Source organism: Enterococcus sp. DIV1283b (assembly GCF_051710965.1).
Lineage (GTDB): Bacteria > Bacillota > Bacilli > Lactobacillales > Enterococcaceae > Enterococcus_B > Enterococcus_B lactis.
In genome coordinates this window covers 387000-405612 of the sequence record NZ_JBIOLR010000001.1, presented here as the reverse complement: position 1 = coordinate 405612, position 18613 = coordinate 387000, and the positions used below count along the sequence as shown (strand labels likewise).

16 protein-coding genes and 1 other annotated feature are annotated in these 18613 nt (G+C 39.1%); of the genes, 5 read left to right on the top strand and 11 right to left on the bottom strand.

Translation table 11 applies throughout. The features are described 5' to 3' along the window. The first annotated feature begins 12 nt into the window (after window positions 1–12). Both IGJ53_RS01945 and IGJ53_RS01940 read left to right on the top strand, forming a co-directional pair. Window positions 13–1038, top strand: a complete 1026-nt coding sequence (locus tag IGJ53_RS01945) for a LacI family DNA-binding transcriptional regulator (RefSeq protein ID WP_010731896.1) — start codon at window positions 13–15, stop codon at window positions 1036–1038. Between the two features lie 377 nt (window positions 1039–1415). Next, window positions 1416–3170 (top strand): RNase A-like domain-containing protein, encoded by a 1755-nt coding sequence (locus IGJ53_RS01940; RefSeq protein WP_438749417.1) that lies wholly within the window; start codon window positions 1416–1418, stop codon window positions 3168–3170. 209 nt (window positions 3171–3379) lie between these two features. Here the strand turns inward: IGJ53_RS01940 and IGJ53_RS01935 are convergent, their stop codons facing one another. The 6 genes from IGJ53_RS01935 to tyrS form a co-directional block, all read right to left on the bottom strand. Continuing rightward, window positions 3380–4078 (bottom strand): hypothetical protein, encoded by a 699-nt coding sequence (locus tag IGJ53_RS01935; protein ID WP_010731894.1) that lies wholly within the window; start codon window positions 4076–4078, stop codon window positions 3380–3382. A gap of 91 nt (window positions 4079–4169) precedes the next feature. After that, window positions 4170–4766: a hypothetical protein gene (locus IGJ53_RS01930; RefSeq protein ID WP_010731893.1), complete on the bottom strand. Its 597-nt coding sequence runs from the start codon at window positions 4764–4766 to the stop codon at window positions 4170–4172. A gap of 243 nt (window positions 4767–5009) precedes the next feature. Further along, window positions 5010–6377 (bottom strand): Na+/H+ antiporter NhaC, encoded by a 1368-nt coding sequence (nhaC, locus tag IGJ53_RS01925; protein WP_010731892.1) that lies wholly within the window; start codon window positions 6375–6377, stop codon window positions 5010–5012. Window positions 6378–6485: 108 nt separating this feature from the next. Beyond that, on the bottom strand, window positions 6486–7883 hold the full coding sequence (gene tyrP / locus IGJ53_RS01920) for a tyrosine-tyramine antiporter (RefSeq protein WP_002316652.1): 1398 nt from the start codon (window positions 7881–7883) through the stop codon (window positions 6486–6488). 266 nt (window positions 7884–8149) lie between these two features. Continuing rightward, window positions 8150–10027: a tyrosine decarboxylase gene (tdc, locus tag IGJ53_RS01915; RefSeq protein ID WP_002286400.1), complete on the bottom strand. Its 1878-nt coding sequence runs from the start codon at window positions 10025–10027 to the stop codon at window positions 8150–8152. Window positions 10028–10317: 290 nt separating this feature from the next. Next, window positions 10318–11574: a tyrosine--tRNA ligase gene (tyrS, locus tag IGJ53_RS01910; protein ID WP_002315946.1), complete on the bottom strand. Its 1257-nt coding sequence runs from the start codon at window positions 11572–11574 to the stop codon at window positions 10318–10320. 104 nt (window positions 11575–11678) lie between these two features. Further along, window positions 11679–11884: a binding site (T-box leader), on the bottom strand. Between the two features lie 262 nt (window positions 11885–12146). Between tyrS and IGJ53_RS01905 the strand changes: the two genes are divergently transcribed. Further along, a complete protein-coding gene (locus IGJ53_RS01905; protein ID WP_010731891.1) occupies window positions 12147–13448 on the top strand; it encodes a polysaccharide deacetylase family protein in 1302 nt (433 codons plus the stop codon). Window positions 13449–13516: 68 nt separating this feature from the next. Here the strand turns inward: IGJ53_RS01905 and IGJ53_RS01900 are convergent, their stop codons facing one another. After that, complete coding sequence (locus IGJ53_RS01900; protein ID WP_002292597.1) at window positions 13517–14116, bottom strand: TetR/AcrR family transcriptional regulator; 600 nt, start codon at window positions 14114–14116, stop codon at window positions 13517–13519. Window positions 14117–14369: 253 nt separating this feature from the next. Here IGJ53_RS01900 and IGJ53_RS01895 point away from each other — a divergent pair, with 253 nt between their 5' ends. Both IGJ53_RS01895 and IGJ53_RS01890 read left to right on the top strand, forming a co-directional pair. Continuing rightward, the gene (locus tag IGJ53_RS01895; protein WP_010731890.1) at window positions 14370–15251 is read left to right on the top strand and encodes an ABC transporter ATP-binding protein; all 882 of its coding nucleotides are present in this window, start codon (window positions 14370–14372) and stop codon (window positions 15249–15251) included. A 12-nt stretch (window positions 15252–15263) separates the two neighbouring features. After that, the gene (locus tag IGJ53_RS01890) at window positions 15264–16874 is read left to right on the top strand and encodes an ABC transporter permease (protein ID WP_259742102.1); all 1611 of its coding nucleotides are present in this window, start codon (window positions 15264–15266) and stop codon (window positions 16872–16874) included. Between the two features lie 79 nt (window positions 16875–16953). On the opposite strand, the gene IGJ53_RS01885 is transcribed toward IGJ53_RS01890, so the two are convergent. The 4 genes from IGJ53_RS01885 to IGJ53_RS01870 form a co-directional block, all read right to left on the bottom strand. Then, a complete protein-coding gene (locus IGJ53_RS01885) occupies window positions 16954–17613 on the bottom strand; it encodes a Crp/Fnr family transcriptional regulator (protein ID WP_259742103.1) in 660 nt (219 codons plus the stop codon). A 51-nt stretch (window positions 17614–17664) separates the two neighbouring features. Further along, window positions 17665–17784: a cadmium ABC transporter ATPase gene (locus tag IGJ53_RS01880; protein ID WP_259742104.1), complete on the bottom strand. Its 120-nt coding sequence runs from the start codon at window positions 17782–17784 to the stop codon at window positions 17665–17667. 234 nt (window positions 17785–18018) lie between these two features. Then, window positions 18019–18282, bottom strand: coding sequence for a hypothetical protein (locus tag IGJ53_RS01875; RefSeq protein WP_259742105.1), 264 nt, complete (start codon window positions 18280–18282; stop codon window positions 18019–18021). 18 nt (window positions 18283–18300) lie between these two features. Beyond that, window positions 18301–18612 carry a hypothetical protein gene (locus IGJ53_RS01870; protein WP_259742106.1) on the bottom strand — a complete coding sequence of 104 codons (312 nt, stop codon included), beginning with the start codon at window positions 18610–18612 and terminating at the stop codon, window positions 18301–18303. Window position 18613: the final 1 nt, after the last annotated feature.

Genomic DNA, 18613 nt, shown 5'->3' with positions numbered 1-18613 from the left:
GGTGTTTTTATCATGGCTATTACCGTAAAAGATGTGGCGAAAAAAGCCGGTGTTGCTACCTCGACCGTCTCTCGTGTTATCAATGATCATCCTAGTATTTCCGAAGCAACAAAGAAGAAAGTCCGAAAAATCATGGATGAACTAGGTTATGTTCCTAACATGACTGCCCGCAATCTAGGAAAACGCATTTCCAGTGCCATCGGCGTGATCTTACCCCCTCTTGATTCAAAAGAGCGGATTGGGAATCCCTTTTATCTTGAGATCATGGAAGCAATCAACGAAGAAGCTCGGAATTATGATATGACGACAGCGATTGCTACTGCTAAAAATTTTGATTTACTGTTAGAGAACGTCCAGCGTATGCATCTACAAAAACAAGTAGATGGTTTTATTCTAGTGTATTCAGATAGTCAAGACCCTGTCATTGATTATTTATACCAAAACCACATCCCTTTCACTTTGATCGGACAGCCTTATCATCACGAAAACGAAATCGTTTATGTAGATAATGACAACCAGCTTCTAGGCAAACAAGCAACAGAATTTTTGATCCAGAATGGACATAAGAATATCCTATTCGTGACGAATACGACTCATGAGAGTTTGTATTTCGAACGATATTTCGGTTATCAAAAAGCGATGATGATGGCTGATCTTCCTGCGTTTTCCAGTGTAGTACTGGAACATACAGAAGATTATCTGACCTTTGAGAAAACGTTGAAAGAAAACGAAGCCACAGCATTGGTAGTCATTGACGATATCTTCGCCCTTCGCACGATGCAGTTGGCACAAATGTATGGTTATGTCATTCCAGAGACACTTTCCGTCATTAGCTTCAACAACTCGATCTTCTCAACATTGACACATCCTTACCTTACAAGCATCGATATCGATATCTCCGAATTAGGACGTGTCGCTATGCAAAAACTGCGTGAACTGATCCATGAAGAATTAAGTAGCGGCGTACGCTTGGTCATCCCTCATCGCTTGATCAAAAGAGAGACAGTCGTTCCTTTAGAAAGCACGAAACTTAGTTAAATCACTGAATTTGCTGACCATTTATCCTATGGTCAGTTTTTTACATAAAATACGTTATTTTTATAAGTTTAAAAACCAAATATTAAATAACATTAATATTAAAATAGATAAATCTATCCCTTCTTTTTCTTTATCAGTTGTGTGAACGATTATGCGTCAAAAACAAACGATTATTTGACATAACTACTGTCTTCCATAAGAATACACAAAGGAAACACCAATAATATAAAAAACATTTTTTTAAATTGATTTTTCTATTACGCCTTGTATTCTTTTGTTTTTTCAAGAATAATTAAATGTGTAATCGAATAGGAATGAATGGAGGTGCAAAAGACCCCCTTGTCGATCAGCCGCACGTGTTCTTGAAAGGAGAAAACATGAAAAAACGCACTCATTTGTTTTTTGTTGTGTTGACACTTCTGCCATTTGCTGCCACGCCTGTCCAAACGCACGCCCAAGAAACGTATACGATTAAAGCAGAACAACATGCGACGACCGAAGTTGTTCCTGAACTCCCGTCTATCTCTCGTATCCCTGTCACTACCCAAGAACCAGATCCGCATAACGCAGCATTGGTTTCTTTCACCGATGGCTTCAGTTTATCCTCTTTCCTCTCTCCTTTTTCTGCTGTTGGTGCTACATTAAGTTCTGCATTGGTTTCCCTCCCTGCTTCTGCTGCAGTAGTTTCTGCTATCCTAGGAGCAGGACTTGGTTATAGTTTTTACCAATTAGGTTCCTCCTTAGGCGTCGCCACTGCAGACTTACTCAAAACGAATGCGAGCTTGTATGAATTATCTTCCAATAATCCTGCCCTGCAACAAGAATTGGCCGCTTTTGCCACTTCGGGAATTGATTCTACTACTAGTACCTATAATTTCTCGCAAGGTCTGCAAAAAAGATACGCGCAAGACGTGACCAGTCATGCATTGATGCGGGAATATTTGACAGGAACAACGGATCATGGTGCTTATCGCTTTTCGATCAATGACCATCCGGCATTCCGTAAACTGATCTCTTATGGTTCTCTTTTTACCGAAAGCGCTCGAACTGGCGTGATCGGACGTGATGCCTCGGTAGCTGATCGAATGTTCATCGAAGATCAATTCTTCTTACTGGAAATGGTTCGTGTCATGGAAACTCGAGTCGGCAGTGATACAACATTACTAACGATCTCCGGTCACAATTATGGCCATCGGGGTAGCAACGGTTCCTTCGTCCATGAAGTCGAATTAAGTGTCCCGATGTCTGTCTTGATGAGCCAGATTGCGACTCAAGAAGACTTTCTGGAATATATCCAGCAAAACACCACTTTTGAATTTGGGGTGATCGAAACACCCTCAAGAGAAGTCGCTGTCCAGACGGCTCAGCAAATGGCGCAAGCCTATCATACACGCACTGCCGATATACAAGAGAACTTAGCGGAAGTCTTGGCACCGACTGAAAACGGATTGAGCTTCGATCCTTCTGGTATAATCGCTACCTTATACGGACAAACGGTTGTCCTTGATGCAACAGGAAAGTTCGTGTACGCTGACACTCGCGTAGCCGTTCCAGAATACCAGTGGGGAGCGATCGATTTTGCTTACAGTGAAGCAGCCATCCCAATAGATGACTCGATCACGATCGATGGGCGAAGAGGTGTATTCGATCCTGATACAGGAAATATTGTTGATCAATTCGGACATATTTTAGTATTTGCGCCTTTAGGGGTATGGACACGCGAACTCTATAACACATTAGTGGAACAATTGAAGCAGTATGAGGAAAACGAAGACAGGTGGTATACCCCACTTGATTTGATTTATGATGAACGCTTTGCAGATGGGGGGAAAGGTCATACTTTAGAACTCCATTCTGGACAATCTTGGTCAGACTTAGAAAGGCGTTTGGATGCCAACTCGTATATATCAAACCACGCTAGCTTTTACAATGCTCTTCAAGCTTTGGTAATGATCAATTATGGGATATGGTCTGCAAAAAACCAAGGATTACTAACGGGTAGTTCCAAGTTGAATTTCGGTCATTGTCACTTACAACCAAATAATCAAAAGCGTATACGTTATGAATCTTACGGTTACTTATCCTTTGGATTATCTTTAGGAAGAGGTGTAGAACGCATACGTGTAGCCTGAATTGACGATATATTCAATCGTCATAATCATATTGTCTACGCTAGAGTGATTATTCAAAAAACTGAGACTATCGTTCGAAAAAATCGAAGATACTATATTTTAACCGCTTTTCCAGATTTAGAAAGGCAACTACAAAAAACCCGCGTTGCGGGTTTTTATTTTGATACATTTTATATTTAGTAACATTAGCTAACTCTTACAGATATAAACTAATCCGTCGTTGAAGCACCAATGACAACCATCCTCTTTTCTAACGAGTCATAAATCGTCCACATATGCGCTCCACGCCATCCTCTCCCAGGTGTGAAATAACTAGACCAACTGTCATTCCAGCTATAGGCTACTAAGTTCTTTTTATTAGGGAACAAATAATTATTCAGCTCTAAATATTCTTCTTTTGTTACATAAAGTCCATAAGGCGTTTCAAAAAAAACCTTTTCATAAAGACTTTCTGGCTGAAGCATTTCTTCAAAATCGATGGGAGATGGAATCATTCGCTCTTTATTCAAATAAATTGGGTAACCAGCCACATGATCAAAAGATATCCAGTCGGTATGTACTAATCTCGTTTTTATCGGCTTCTCCGTTCGCCAATAGTTATCTACAGTTCTTTTTAAACTCCGACGCTCACGTAAATATTCATGAAAAGTCATACCCGATGGTTTACCTTTCATTTTTTGCTGTAACCATTTTTGGAATATGAACTCTACAAACGGCGTAGGTTTACGTATAGTTTTTGTCCCTCTAACACCTTTATACCATTCATTATTTACATATTTCAGTAATATGATTGCAGCTTCTTGATGGCTATCTAATCCTTGATAATCTGATACAGATAAAATAACATAATCTAAATCTAGAATATACTTCTTGTATAATCGATCTGTTACCTCCTTCAAAAGTTTCATTTTGTCCTCCTCCGATTTTTACTACCTCTCGTTTCATTACATGAGGATTTTAAAGATGTAGATTCTCGCTATCTCACTATTATGAAGTAATTCAATCCAATACCAGTATAGCATCGAAAACAGTGAATCGCTTTCTCTTTTCGTCATACACTGACCACACATAAGCGCCATCCCAATAACGACCATTATTATAATAATTCGTAAATTCATTGTTCCAAAGGTAAATATGCAGATGATCTTTATCTGGGAAAAGACGATCATTCAACTGGTTAAATTCTTCTTCCGTTCCTGCCGCTCCTTGAGGCGCATCAAGAAAAGAAGTCCGATAGATACTATCCTCAGCCCAGAATGATTCAGGCGTGATTCTTTTCGCCCTCATCATTTCTTTATTCACATAAATAGGATACTCTTTCATCTTGTCAAAAAATCGGATATCCGTATAGTTGATTTTTTCTTCTCTGAATTCGTAAAGTTTCTGTGCATATATTTTTTTAGAAACTATAAGCCCTTCTTTGCTCCGCCATAACCTGGCAGTACGCAATCTATTTGAGTAATTGAGAAATTCTAAAACTGCCTCCTGATGACTATTTAGTCCGTCATACTCTTCTTCCTTGAAAAAAGCATACCGTAACACGGTCCAAGCACGCTCCAAATAAAAATCAATACTTTCTTTTTCTAATAGTTCCATCTTCTCTCTCCTTGTGTTCTTCTAACGGCACTCATGATACACCAACAAATCTGACCCTTTCATCTGCTACGTCAATACATGTTTCTCTCGAATTTTATCTATCCATTTTTATTTTATCGCAATTATCAAGGCTTCTATTCCTATTATTTCTTTTTGAAGAAAAGATAGTTTTTCAATCGTATAAATCGCTAGTTTCGCAAAAAAGGCTGTGACAAAAATAGTCACAACCTTTTGATCTTTTCTTCAATTTTTCACATGTCGGCGATTCAATAAAAAACCGCCTATTATTGTAAAGATAGGAGCAAGGATCGAGAAAAAAGCGAATGGCAAGTAATGCAACGCGCTAACTTTCATCGTCCCCATAATGAATGTGCCGCTAACTCCCCACGGTACAAGAGAATTAACGGTTGCTCCTGAATCTGCTAACGTCCGTGTCAAATAGTTTTTTGATAAGCCAACCTCATCAAAGGAGCGTTTGAATGTTTCTCCCGGAAGAATGATGGACAGGTACTGCTCTCCAACGATCAGATTGACTCCGATACAACTCAAGGCAGTAAACCCGACTAAACGAGAAGGTCGGTCCATCTTTTCTTTTAATTCTTGCACGATGGTCTCAACAATCAAATATTTGATCAATAAACCACCTAATGCCAATGCCAGTAAAATCAAACTGGCTGAACCCAACATACTCATGATCCCGCCTCGAGAAAGCAGTTCATCTAGCTTGGGATCAGGTGTATGCGCGACATAACCATTCATCAAGATGTCTGCTGCTTTTCCAATCGTCAAACTTTTCTCATGGATAAAGGAAAGAACGAGGGCGGCTGTCGATCCTGCTAATAATGTAGGGATAGCTGGGATTTTTTTGATTGCCCCGCCAAATAAAATAACTAACGGAATCAATGTCCAAGGAGAAATCCAAAAGCTTGCTTTCATATTTTGGATCATTTCATTGATACTCGCTAGGTCGGCTGAATGACTGTTATGTCCTAATATCGTATAAAAAAGCAACGAAAGGACGAATGCCGGAAAATCCGTATAACGCATGCCAGCGATATGTTCGAATAGATTGACTCCGCCGATACCAGCCGCCAAGTTCGTCGTATCCGATAGAGGCGAGCAGTTATTCCCTAAAAATGCACCAGAAACGACCGCACCTGTAGTCATTGCATCGTTGAATCCAAGCAAATGACCGATTCCCAAAAAAGCAATCCCAATCGTCGAAATCGTCGTAAATGAACTGCCGACTGTCACTCCGACAATTGCACAAACAAGAAATGCTGTCGGTAAAAAGAAACGTACAGAGACAAGTTTGAATCCATAAACCATGATCGTAGGGATGGTTCCAGATAGAATCCAAGAGGCAACCAAGACGCCAATCAAAAGAAAAATCAGGATCGGAATGATCCCCGGAGTGATTCCTTTGATGATCCCATCATGGATCTCATCCCATGAAAACTTTTTAAATCTGCCATAAAACAACAAACACATGAAAGCTGCAAGGATCGGGATATGTGGCGAGAGTTGGAATCCGATGATTAGTACTCCTAGGAGTGCCAACAACACGATCAATACAGCGATACTTTCTTTTAAAGAAATATTTTTATTCATCGTCGATCTCCTATTTCAAATGAAAAGGCCCTGCCATGAAAAAACTATTCACTTGGCAGGACCTCCTACTAAATCAGCGACAGATCGTCGGCTGAAAGACTTATTTTTTTATTTTTCTTCTAAACTTTTTTCTACCTCAATCCCCCAAGAATCTTTCTTGAAGTGATTGATGATCAATGGAATAACGAACATGACCACTGTGATAGCTGCTACTAATAATGCATCACTCAATGTCGCTGTACCTAATGTAGCAAATACGACAACGATGATAGAGAAGATCAGCATGCAGCTGACTACCCAAGCTAAGCCGTTTCCGTTTTTACCAATTCGGTAAGGACGTTCAAATTCTGGATGTTTCTTACGCATTTTAAGCAATGAAACAGCAATCAAAATGTACACGATACAATAAATAACAGTTGTAGCATTTGTAAGTGTCAAGAACACAGCACTTACGTCATCCATTACACCATAAAGCAAAGCAAATAATGAAATAACGATTGATTGTGTTAGAACGACATTTCTAGATACGCCGTATTTGTTTTCTTTATGGAATCCGAATTTTGGTGGAAGGAATCCTTCACGAGCTACTTGGATGATTGTTTTTGATGGTCCAGTAACCCAAGCTGATAATTGTAAAAGCACACCAATAAATACCATGAAGCTGAAGATATTTCCAATCACTTCTGGTAAGCCTAGGATTTGGCAATCAATCAAGATTGGCTGCGTGATATTTGCTAATTCCATTTTTCCATCTGGTACGACATTGGCAACAAGCATCGCATTGATGACATTCAATAAAACTAATCCGATCAAAGCGATAAATACGCCTTTTGTATAATTTTTTGTTGCGTCTTTCAAACGAGGCATGTAAACAGAACTCATTTCGATCCCAACAAAAATAAATGTGATACCAGCTAAGTATTTCAATGAATCAATATGTTCCAAGTCAGGGAAAGCTTTTGACCATGAAAAGTCACCTAGATAGCCGTTTGAGACTAGTCCGACTTTGAAGGCTGCCAAAACACCTAAAACGAACATGATGACTACTGGGATATATACCCCTAGCCATACACCGATGTTCCCGCCGACTTTTGCCATATCGAATTTCAAGTTCAAGATCGTGATGATCCAGTAGATAACTAAAATACAACCTAAAACGAACCAATGATTATTGCCAAGTTCTACATTACCAAATGTGTTTCCTAACAATGGTCCTAAAGTAGAAGCGACCATTACCATACCTGGGAACATTTGCACCCATAATAGCCATGCAACGACAAATCCCCATTTGCTGCCCAGTGCTGTTTTTACCCATAACTGAGGACCGCCTTCTTGAGGAAGCATCGTTGAAAGCTCACCGGAAACCATTGATATCGGACCGGCAAAAAACAAAACTGCAAAAATTGAATAAAAAATCAATGTCCAACCGACTGCGGCTAACGTAGGAATACTCCGAACCGTTGCACACAGTGCCATTGTCAGACCGATAAAGGTCCCAAGACCCATTTTACTTACTTCAGATTTACTCACCGTTGACACTCTCCTTGATTTTTTGGATAAAATAACGGTGTCTTTGAAGTAGTTTCAGCAATAAACGAAACAATTCAGCGAATATTTGAGGGGATTCTTTGAGTCTATTGCTTGAAGGAGTTCTTCAAAGACAACCTCAAAACAAAGGGATCGAAGAGCTTAGGTCACCCCTTGCTCTTCAGATCCAAACATGCGTCAGAAACAGTTAGCATTCAAGCTGTTTTCTAACATGATTACCTTGCTTATTTTGCTTCGCTTGCCAATAATTGGTCTGCGTAGATTTTTTCCAATTTTTCTTGAAGAGCTGCTTTGATTTTTTCAGCATATTCTTCAAAGTGTTCTTCTTTGTTCATGTATGGTGTCATTACGCTAGCACGCAATACAGTTACTTTTCCGGCACGGTTCCATTCTTCATCTGAGAATCCTAGTTGGTTCACGAATTGCAATGGACTGTTGCCATAGTCTGGGATAGCAAAGTCAGTATGTGAAGTTAAGAATTCATTACCGTAAATGCTTCCTTTCACGTATGAAGAATAATCGTATACGTCATGGTTCAATTTATTCATCGCAACTAAATCGTCGTTGCCTTTTTCTTTGAATACGTAGTCTACCATGTTGAAATCTGGATAAGTTAATGGATGAACTTCGATTTCTTTGTCACCTACTTTGAATGACAAGTCATTCAAGAAGTTGTAGAAACGATGTGCCCCTTCGATTGATGCACCCATCAATTTACCGTATCCTGTGACATTCAAAGGTAAGACATGATGTGCTGCCCAAACGCTGGCTGCTGTTGCCCCTGCTTTTGAACCTTCCAAGATATACGCTCCAAGTAATGCTGGGATATCTGCACCTTTTTCAAATACATATGTTGCGAAGTAAGAGATAACGTCTCTCATGCGGATATCTTTGATGACGATACCACCGGCAGAATATGGAACATAGCCCATTTTATGTGGGTCGATCGTTACAGATTCTGCTTCTTCGATTGCTTTATATGCACTGTGTACTTCTTCTAAGATATAATCTTTGTTTTCTGTAAAGACGTTGTATTTGTAATGAACATCTTTTAAATCTTCGAATGGAATGAAGTTGTTGTCTTCGTCTAAGAAAATCGCACGGCCATATCCGCCATAAGCAGCATCTACATGCAAGTAGAAGTAAATACCGTCTTTTTCTAATACGCGACGCAATGCAACGATTTTATCGATACCGTCGATTGCTCCTTCTTCTGTTGATCCTACAACACCGACTACACCTAAGATTGGTGTTTTTTCAGCTGCTAGACCACGAACGATTTTTTCAAGTTCGTTGATGTCCATGCGATAGTTATGGTCAACTGGCACTGGAATTACTTGGTCTAAACCGATACCGATGATGTCGGCAGCTTTTAGCCATGAATAGTGTTTTGTTTGTGGAACCAACCATTTTCCTAATTTTTCTAAATGTTTTCCGCTACGTGCTGAGTGAGCTTTGATTTCGTCGATTTTTTCTGGAACACTGTCTAACAAGTTCATGATTTCTTCTGTTGACAAGTTCATCAATTCCCAATCGCTTTTTCCAGCAACTAGTTCAGGTGTCACTTCTTTCATAGCAAGTGGCAATGATTTGATGTTGCGGGCATACCAAAGTCCTTCTAAGTTTGCTAAAGAACCATCAGCAACGATGTGTCCCCAGCCATCTTTATAGCTCATTAATTTTGCAAATTCCATGCCTACTTCTTCTTCCATTTGGCTTGTTGCAGGAGAAGATTCGTAAGCAACGTTATTACCATTCCATAGCATAGCAAAATTGTACGCTAGTAAAGATGGCATCAATGTTTCAGAGTTCATATGACCCCAGTAGCGTCCGGCATTATGCCAAGGAACGGAATGGGTACGCATCCGCGCTGAAATTTCTGATAGAACATCTTTTGTTTTATTCACAGTGTGTTCAAAACTAGCACTGCTTTTTTCTTCTGGCGTAATGATAGGCATGTCTTGAGGCATGTAGTTTTGACGCCAGCCTAAATGTTCGTCCACCAATTCATTCAACAAAGCTTTATAGATTTGGCCGTTCTCAGCTTTGTCCCCAATGAATAGGGCATTTAGGTTTAGATCTTTCGACAATGATTCACTCATAGTGAAACCCTCCTAAAAAAATATTTAAATTTTGTCGAGCCCTACATTACACCTGTTCTCCTATTCTGTAAACTAAGCTTTCGCCCGTTTTTTAATCGTATTTTAATATGTATCAATTATCCGAATTATTCACACTTTTGAAATAATTAAAAAAAACGAGGGAATTTACAAAAGTAAACTCCCTCGCAAAGATTGTATTAACGACAACCAGCGTTCTATTTTAGGATGGGTTTCAAAATTGGAATGTTGTAATAGTATTCCCCTTTTTCAAGGCAAAAACTTACTAAATTCTAATCAATTACTTTGGCCAAAAAGTAATTTTTCTTACCTTTTCGAATAACCACAAACTTACCATCGAATTCATCGGATGGATTTATGACAAAATTTAAATCGGTAACGCGGTCACCGTTAATACTTATAGCTCCGTTTGAAACATCTTCCCGTGCCTGACGTTTAGATGGTTCAATTTTTGTGGAAACAAGTAGCTCCACGATATTTTCAGGTGTGCTTGAAATTTCAACGTTCGGCATTTTACCGAATCCTTGCGCGATTTCTTCCGCATTTAGTTCTTTAATATTTCCAGAGAACAATGCTTGTGTTATTTTTTGCGCTTCTTTCAAGTCTTCTTCACTATGCACAAATCTTGTAACTTCTTCTGCCAAACGGCGTTGTGCTTCACGTTTCTCAGGTTCTGTCTCTACTTTTTTCGCTAATTCTTCAATTTCTTCTTGAGATAAGAACGTAAAGAATTTCAAGTATTTCACTACATCACGATCATCTTGATTCAACCAGAATTGGTAGAATTCAAATGGTGAAGTTTTCTTAGGATCAAGCCAAACGGCACCGCCTGCGGTTTTTCCGAATTTCGTTCCGTCCGCTTTCAACATCAATGGAATCGTCAAACCGAACGCTTCTGCTTCTGGTCCTTCTAATTTTCGGATCAGGTCTAAACCAGCTGTGATATTTCCCCATTGGTCTGCTCCACCGATTTGTAGTTGTACATCGTATGTTTTATGCAGATGTAAAAAGTCGATGGATTGCAGGATTTGGTAAGTGAATTCTGTGAATGAAATCCCTACTTCCAAACGGCTGGCAACGATATCTTTTGCTAACATCGTATTGATGTTGAAGTTTTTACCGTAGTCTCTCAAAAATTCAAGTAAAGAGATTTTTGACAACCAGTCGTAGTTGTTCACAAATGTGATATTTGCGTCTTTACCAAACAATTTTCTCATTTGATTGGAAAGTGCATCCACGTTATGTTGCACTTGTTCCATCGTTTGCAACACACGTTCTGTTTTACGGCCGCTTGGGTCGCCGATCGTTCCTGTTCCGCCACCAATCAGAATATATGGATGATGGCCAGCCAATTGGAATCTTTTCATCATCATAAATGGGATCAAATGTCCGATATGCATCGAATCACCAGTTGGATCAACGCCGCAATAAAGTGAAATGCTCTTTTCTTCAACGAGCTCGCGAAGTCTTTCTTCGTTTGTTTGCTGATTAATGGCGTCGCGCCAAGTTAATTCATCAATAATATTCATTTTACTGACCTCCGTGTAGTTTTTTATGAAAGCAGGAACCTGCTAGCATGTGTCATTACGTATTTCTTCGGGATGGAAAATAAAAAAAGTCCCTTGGCATATAGCCAAGGGACGAAATCTCGCGGTACCACCCAATTTGTATGTCTAGATATCCAACATACCTCTCGAACATTTAACGCTGTCGCGTGGCAATCACTGCCAGAGACTCCTGAAATGTAATTCGCTTTAAAGCATGTACTGGTTTGCAGCAACCACCAGCTTTCTGAAACATTGGCTTTAACAACTACTTCGTTTCGATCTTCGTCTTGTTATTATTAATATGTGTCTATCATAGAGCGCAACTTTTTCTTTGTCAACAGAAAAAGGATATTTTTTTTAAATTCCTCATTTTTTCTTTTTTGAATCCGCTCTAATCCCGAACATTTTATTTTTAACTATTGTTAAAAGAAACTATTTTTTCTGTATTTTTTCTGCAATCTATCGAGAAGTCACTTTACTTTTCCTCTTATTCTTTCTTCGTTACAATGAACAATGGGACGAGTAAAAAAATGAAAAAGCAAGGGACGAGGTATATGGAAAAAAAGCAAAAAATTATTTTAGGAGCCACTTCTGCTTTAACTGTCGTTATTTTAATTTTAAGTCTGTTTTTTGTCATCCGGGCATACACAAAAAAAGAACCGATCATTCCTGAAAAAAAAATAACAGAAAAGACAAAAGAGCCAATGGATGATAAGCAACAGCTAGTTACTCAAGCAAAAAATCTGGCACAAAGCTATGATTATGACCAAGCGATTGCTTTATTGGAGAAAAACAGTAAAAACGGATCTGCAGAAACACAGCAGCTTCTTCAAACACTGAAAAAGGAGAAAGAACAACTGATTGACTGGTCTGATCCTACTCAGATCTCTCACGTCTTTTTTCACAGCTTGATCGTGGACCCGCAAAAGGCCTTCCACTCTCAACAGGCGCAAGGATACAAAGACTATATGGTAACTGTTGAAGAATTCAACCGTTCGATCGAACAACTCTATCAAAATGATTTTGTTTTAGTCAATTTGAATGATTTGATCCAAAAAGACGAACAAGGAAATCTTTCCTTTAACGGGCTTGCGCTACCTGAAGGAAAAAAACCATTAGTTCTTTCACAAGATGATGTCAGTTATTATGAATATATGGATAATTCCGGTTTTCCTAGCCGATTAGTCGTATCAAATAACAATGAAATCAAAAATGTTTATAAAGAGAATGATAAGGAAGAAATTGGGGACTTTGACATGGTTCCTCTGATCGATGCTTTTGTCAAGAAACATCCTGATTTTTCTTATCGAGGTGCAAAAGGCACCTTGGCCCTGACAGGTTACAACGGTGTTTTAGGTTATCGAACATCCAAGTCTCAATACGGAGATAACGAGAAAACAAAAAAAGAGATCGAAGAAGCTAAAAAAGTGGCTGATCAGTTGAAGAAAGATGGCTGGAGCTTTGCTTCCCATACCTGGGGACACTTGAATATGACTCAAGCTTCATTAGAGGATGTCAAAAAAGACAATGAATTATGGCAGCAAGAAGTTGCACCTATCCTAGGAAAAACAAATATCCTGATTTATCCATTTGGTGCAGATATTAGCGACTGGCAGCCTTATTCAGCAGAAAATCAAAAATTTGCTTACTTAAAGAGTCAAGGTTTCGATATTTTCTGCAATGTAGATGCTTCTACTCCCGCTTGGGGACAATTAGGTACGGATTTCTATCGAAATGCTCGAATCAATATCGATGGCATTCGGTTCCAATCAGATTTAGACGGACAAAACCCTATTCTTGATCCATTCATCAACGTTCATGATGTCTACGACAAAGAAGCACGCGAATCCGCTTGATTTTACATCATTTATAAACCAAAAAAGCCGAACTGACATTTTATCGTCAGTTTCGGCTTTTTTATGCTTTATTTCTTCTTCGGCGCGATTCCCTTGATCAGGACTTCTGTCCATTCTGCTGTATATGGAAGCAGTTTTGCGTATATCTCCGGCTTAGAAATTCCTTCTACCATTGCTTGAAAATAGAGGATCAAGAACTCATCCGAATATTTCAAATCCACTTTTCCTTCTTTACGCCCTCGATGGAAAAGATCAAGCATGATACTGAAACTTTCTTGCGTATACGCATCCATCGCGTCAGAAAATTCTTTTTTTTCTTTTTTTGTATAGTATGTCATCAAATCGATATAAAATTGTTTGTTCACTCGATTGAGATAACGGATTTTGTTTTCACTCATGGCAATCAGTGTTTCTTCAAATGGAAGATTTTCTGCAATCAACGCTTTCGCTTCTTGCCCTAAATCATTCATAAATGTAAAAAATACTTCATAAATCAGCCCTTCCTTGCTGCCAAAATATTTAAAAATAGTCGCTTTACTTACCTGAGCGCTCTCAGCTACCTTATCCATCGTCACTCCAGCGGTTCCTATGTCTGTGTTCATCAAGTCAAAAGCGGCTTGTAAAATCTCTTTCTTTTTCTCTTGTGCTCTCTTTTCAAAACCGTTCATTTGTAGAGCCTCCCGTAATTTTAAACTTTTATAATATATATAGTTCAAATTTATTCTGAGGTTTATTATAACTATCTATTGAGAAAGTATCAAGCCAGCAATTCCTTGTTTATGAATTCATTGACAGAAATTTATAAAAAGAATATTATGTACTAAAATAATAAAAAAAGTTTTATAAAAAGGTGTAAAACCATTTCATTAAACTATTTAACCTTATTTAGTATATATTTCCAGAAAAAGGAGTGGGGTTTTTATGGCAGAAATCGTCAAAGTCACACATTTGAAAAAGAGCTTTGGTCGTTTCGAAGCTTTAAAAGACGTCTCTTTCACCGTACATTCAGGTGAAGTCGTTGGATTTATCGGACCAAATGGTTCTGGAAAATCCACGACGATTCGGACACTTTTAGGGATTATAAAAAAAGACGGCGGAACGGCAACGATTTTTGGTCAAGATGTATGGGAAGATAGTTTATCTATCCATGAACGTCTTTCTTATGTTCCAGGTGACATCTCTTTATGGGGAAATTTGACTGGAGGAGCGATCATCGATCTCTTCATGAAGCTTCATGGAAAAGGGAACGCTCAAAAAAAGGACGAACTGATTCAACGTTTCTCTCTTGATCCTAAGAAAAAAGCAAAAAACTATTCAAAAGGAAATCGTCAAAAAGTGGGCTTGATTGCTGCTTTAGCTGTTGATTCGGATCTCTATTTATTTGATGAGCCTACTTCTGGTTTAGATCCCTTGATGGAAACTATTTTTCAAGAAGAAGTTGAAAAACTGAAAGAACAGGGCAAATCCATCCTGCTTTCTTCTCATATTCTCAGTGAAGTCGAACGGCTGGCAGATAAAGTCGTGATCATCCGCGAGGGAACAGTCGTAGAAGAAGGAACACTCGATGAATTACGTCATTTGACCCGCTCGACCATTACTATAGAAACAGAAGCAGATAACAGCCACTTAGCACAATTGAACGGTGTCCATGATTTTGTGCAAAAAGACCACCTTGCTCAATTTGCTGCTGACAACGAAGCTTTCGATGTGATTTTAGCTGAAACTTCCAAATTAGGTGTGAAAAAATTTGAATCTATTCCACCGACTCTTGAAGATTTATTCATGAGGCACTATGAAGGATGAGGAGGAATCGAAATGACTGATAAATTTTCACGCTGGTCCACCCTTTTTTCTCAAAACCTTAGCCGTGACTGGAAAAAGATCCTGATATGGCTAGTCGGTGTCACTGCTTTTTCTGGTGGTTTTGTCCCTGCGTTTGAAGAATTGACTTCAGGACAAGGATTAGCTGGATTATACGAAACCTTGCAAAACCCGGCAATGATTGCAATGGTCGGACCAACTCCAGCTTCGAATGATGCTGAGTATACTTTAGGAGCGATGTATGCAAATGAAATGTTGCTTTTTTGCAGTTTGTTTGCTGCTGTTATCTCTGTTTTGCATGTGGTGAGCCAAACGAGAAAAAAAGAAGAACTTGGTCTGATTGAACTTATTCGTTCCTTTCGAGTCGGACGTCAAGCAAACTCTTTAGCTGTCATCGCTGAAAGTATTCTGATCAATTTGCTTTTAGCAATATCAATCAGCTGTACGATGATTTTTTTTCAAGCAGATTCAATCACTGCAGAAGGTGCTTGGCTTTTTGGGCTATCTGTAGGTAGTATGGGGATTTTTGGGAGTGCCGTTGCACTGTTTGCTGCACAACTGATGCCAAGTTCAACCAGTTCGAATGGTCTGTCTTTAGCGTTTTTAGGTGGACTTTACCTTCTACGAGCAATAACAGATGTAGCTGATTCCTCCCTTTCGATGTGGAATCCTTTAGGCTGGTCTTATTTGACCTATCCATTTACAACTAACAACTGGATTCCTTTGCTTTATTTGTTTTTGTTCAGTCTAATCTTGATAATCAGTTCATTTGTTTTAGAGGAACATCGAGACTTGAACACCGGCTATATCCCCGAACGTGAAGGAAAACCGTATGCTAAACGTTCTCTTTTATCCTTGCGTGGTTTATTATTCTATCTAAATAAAGGGATGACAATCAGTTGGCTTATCACTTTTGGTTTGATGGGGGCGGCATACGGCTCTATCTACGGGAATATGCAACAGTTTTTAGAAAGTAACGACTTAATGAAACAGATGTTTATCCAATCTGGCGTCTCAATTGAAAAAAACTTCACAAGCACGATCATAGTCGTCTTGATTTGTCTAGCTGCTATTTTACCAATTGCTAGCATCAATCGTTTATTTACAGAAGAAACCCACGGACGTATGAATCAGCTGTTCGCAACAAAAATTTCTAGGAACCAACTTTATTGGACAAGTCTGTTACTAGCGATCCTGTTTTCTATATTGTCGATTCTGATTAGTTCTGGTGCGCTAGGACTTTCTGCTTTGACATCGATGAAGGATGCGAAAGATATGGATCTATTGCTGTTTCTTAAAGCCGGATTCAACTTTCTGCCTTCTGTTTTAGTGTTTATCGGGGTGAGTGGCTTTCTATTCGGCTGGCTTCCTCGAATGGGTAAATTTGCTTATATCTACTTAGCTTACTCCTTTGCGCTCAATTACTTTGGCGGGATTTTGGATTTACCAGAATGGTTCTCCAAAACAGCAGTCCCTAGCTGGGTACCACGCATGCCAAACGATTCTTTCGATCTTTCCGTATTCCTTACGTTATCCTGTATCAGCCTTGCACTGATCGTCCTTGGTGCTATCGGTTATAGGAGAAGAGATTTAGTGGAAGGATAACAAAAAAAGAGCATGTTCAATTTCATGCTAACCTCCAAATTGGGATCAAAAATCCAACATTTGGAGGTCATTTTTGTATTTACAAGTCTTCTAACTGCTCTTTATCAATGATCCAGACTTCCCGATTCTCTCTTTTTACATAACCATTCTCCTCTAATAATTTAAATTTTCTAGATAAAGTTTCGGGGGTCGTACCGATAAATGCAGCAAGTTCTTTCATTTTCATTGGCAGGAAAAAGTGATCCTTCCCTGTCGCTTTAGCTAAGTCAAGCAGATAGACAGCGACTCGTTCTTCTACTTTTTCCATCATCAAAAAAGTTGTCTGCTGCTGTACTTTTGTTAATTTCTCAGCGTTGATTGCTAAAAGTTTCAGACTAAGGGCGGGATAATGCAGTAAGAGTTCCGAGAAATCTTTTTGTCTCAATACGCAAATTTCCGTTTTTTCTAGTGCTTCGCCAAATAAAGACTCATTGGGAACGCCTAGCAACTGGCTCTCTCCCTCATATCCGCCCGGCTCTACTACTCGTAAAAGCTGTTCCTTTCCGCTAGCAGATAATTGATACACTTTCATACTGCCGGAAGCCACGATTACTAATTGAGACTCTCCATTCGGCGCAAGAATCTGTTCTCCTTTTTCCACTTTTCTGTGTGTCACTAACGAGTGGATTTTTTGCTGATCTTCTATCTCGAGATGATTGAATAACGGAACGAGTGAAACACACAATCCTTCATGTCTCATTGCAGATTCCTCCTTTGGATTTCTTCCTTGTTTGTTATTCTACTTGTTCTTTTAACTTGGGTAATTGATTTGTATCAAGATTTTTCTTTTTGTGCGATAAGTAAGCAGACACATGCCGTTTATGACCACGATCAGAATACTCATTTCATGGAAAAGCATACCGCTTGCCACCTCGGCCACCAGGATCAGACTCTCGGTAATAATGGTAATGAGTGCTTTATGTCCTAAAATCATTTTTTGATACTATCATACTATCTATAAGTAAAATTGAAAATTGCCTCTTATGTCAAATAGGAGCTGTGACAAACGCCTTGTCGCAACTCCTATTTTTTGAATAAACGGTGTTCTCCTGCCAACTCCTCGGGCACAAGTCACGATGTTCATCAAACATGAGTAGCTGATTTTCTAGAAACTTACTAACATTCGGCTTTTTTTACTAAATGCCGCTGTTACTTTTTTGCCGAAACGACCCTTTACTGCTTTTTCCAATCCAGTCGTTGCAGAGGATACCGCTTTTTTTGCCGTGCTTGCTTCCACCTCTGCGGCTTGTTTCGCCTTTTTGCATTTCGTGACTTTGTCTTGAGTCATCGCAATTCCTAAAGCTCTTGCTGAGATTTTTTGTATCTCTTTCTGGTAGTCTTCCCAATTTTTTTCCTCTAGAACGATCACTTATTATCTCCTTTCCTGTTACTTTTTGTTTAATCGTTGCAGATCAGCACGATAACGGCGTTCGACTTCATCTTGCTGATCATAGATTTTTTTTCGTTTCTGCATCAATTCATGAGAGAACCTCTCTTCTAAACGTCTGAGTTCTTTTTGTGCAAAATACAAAGAATCCTTCGGGCATTCAAAGGAACGTACCGAAAAACGTATATTGGAATAAGTCGTTTCTGCCATCTGCTGCATGTTCTTTTGCATCTGTCTGAGCTGATCTTCCTGAACTTCTAGCTGCAGTCGTTCTTTTCGGTATGTTTCATGAATCTGGTTTTCTTTTTCCATC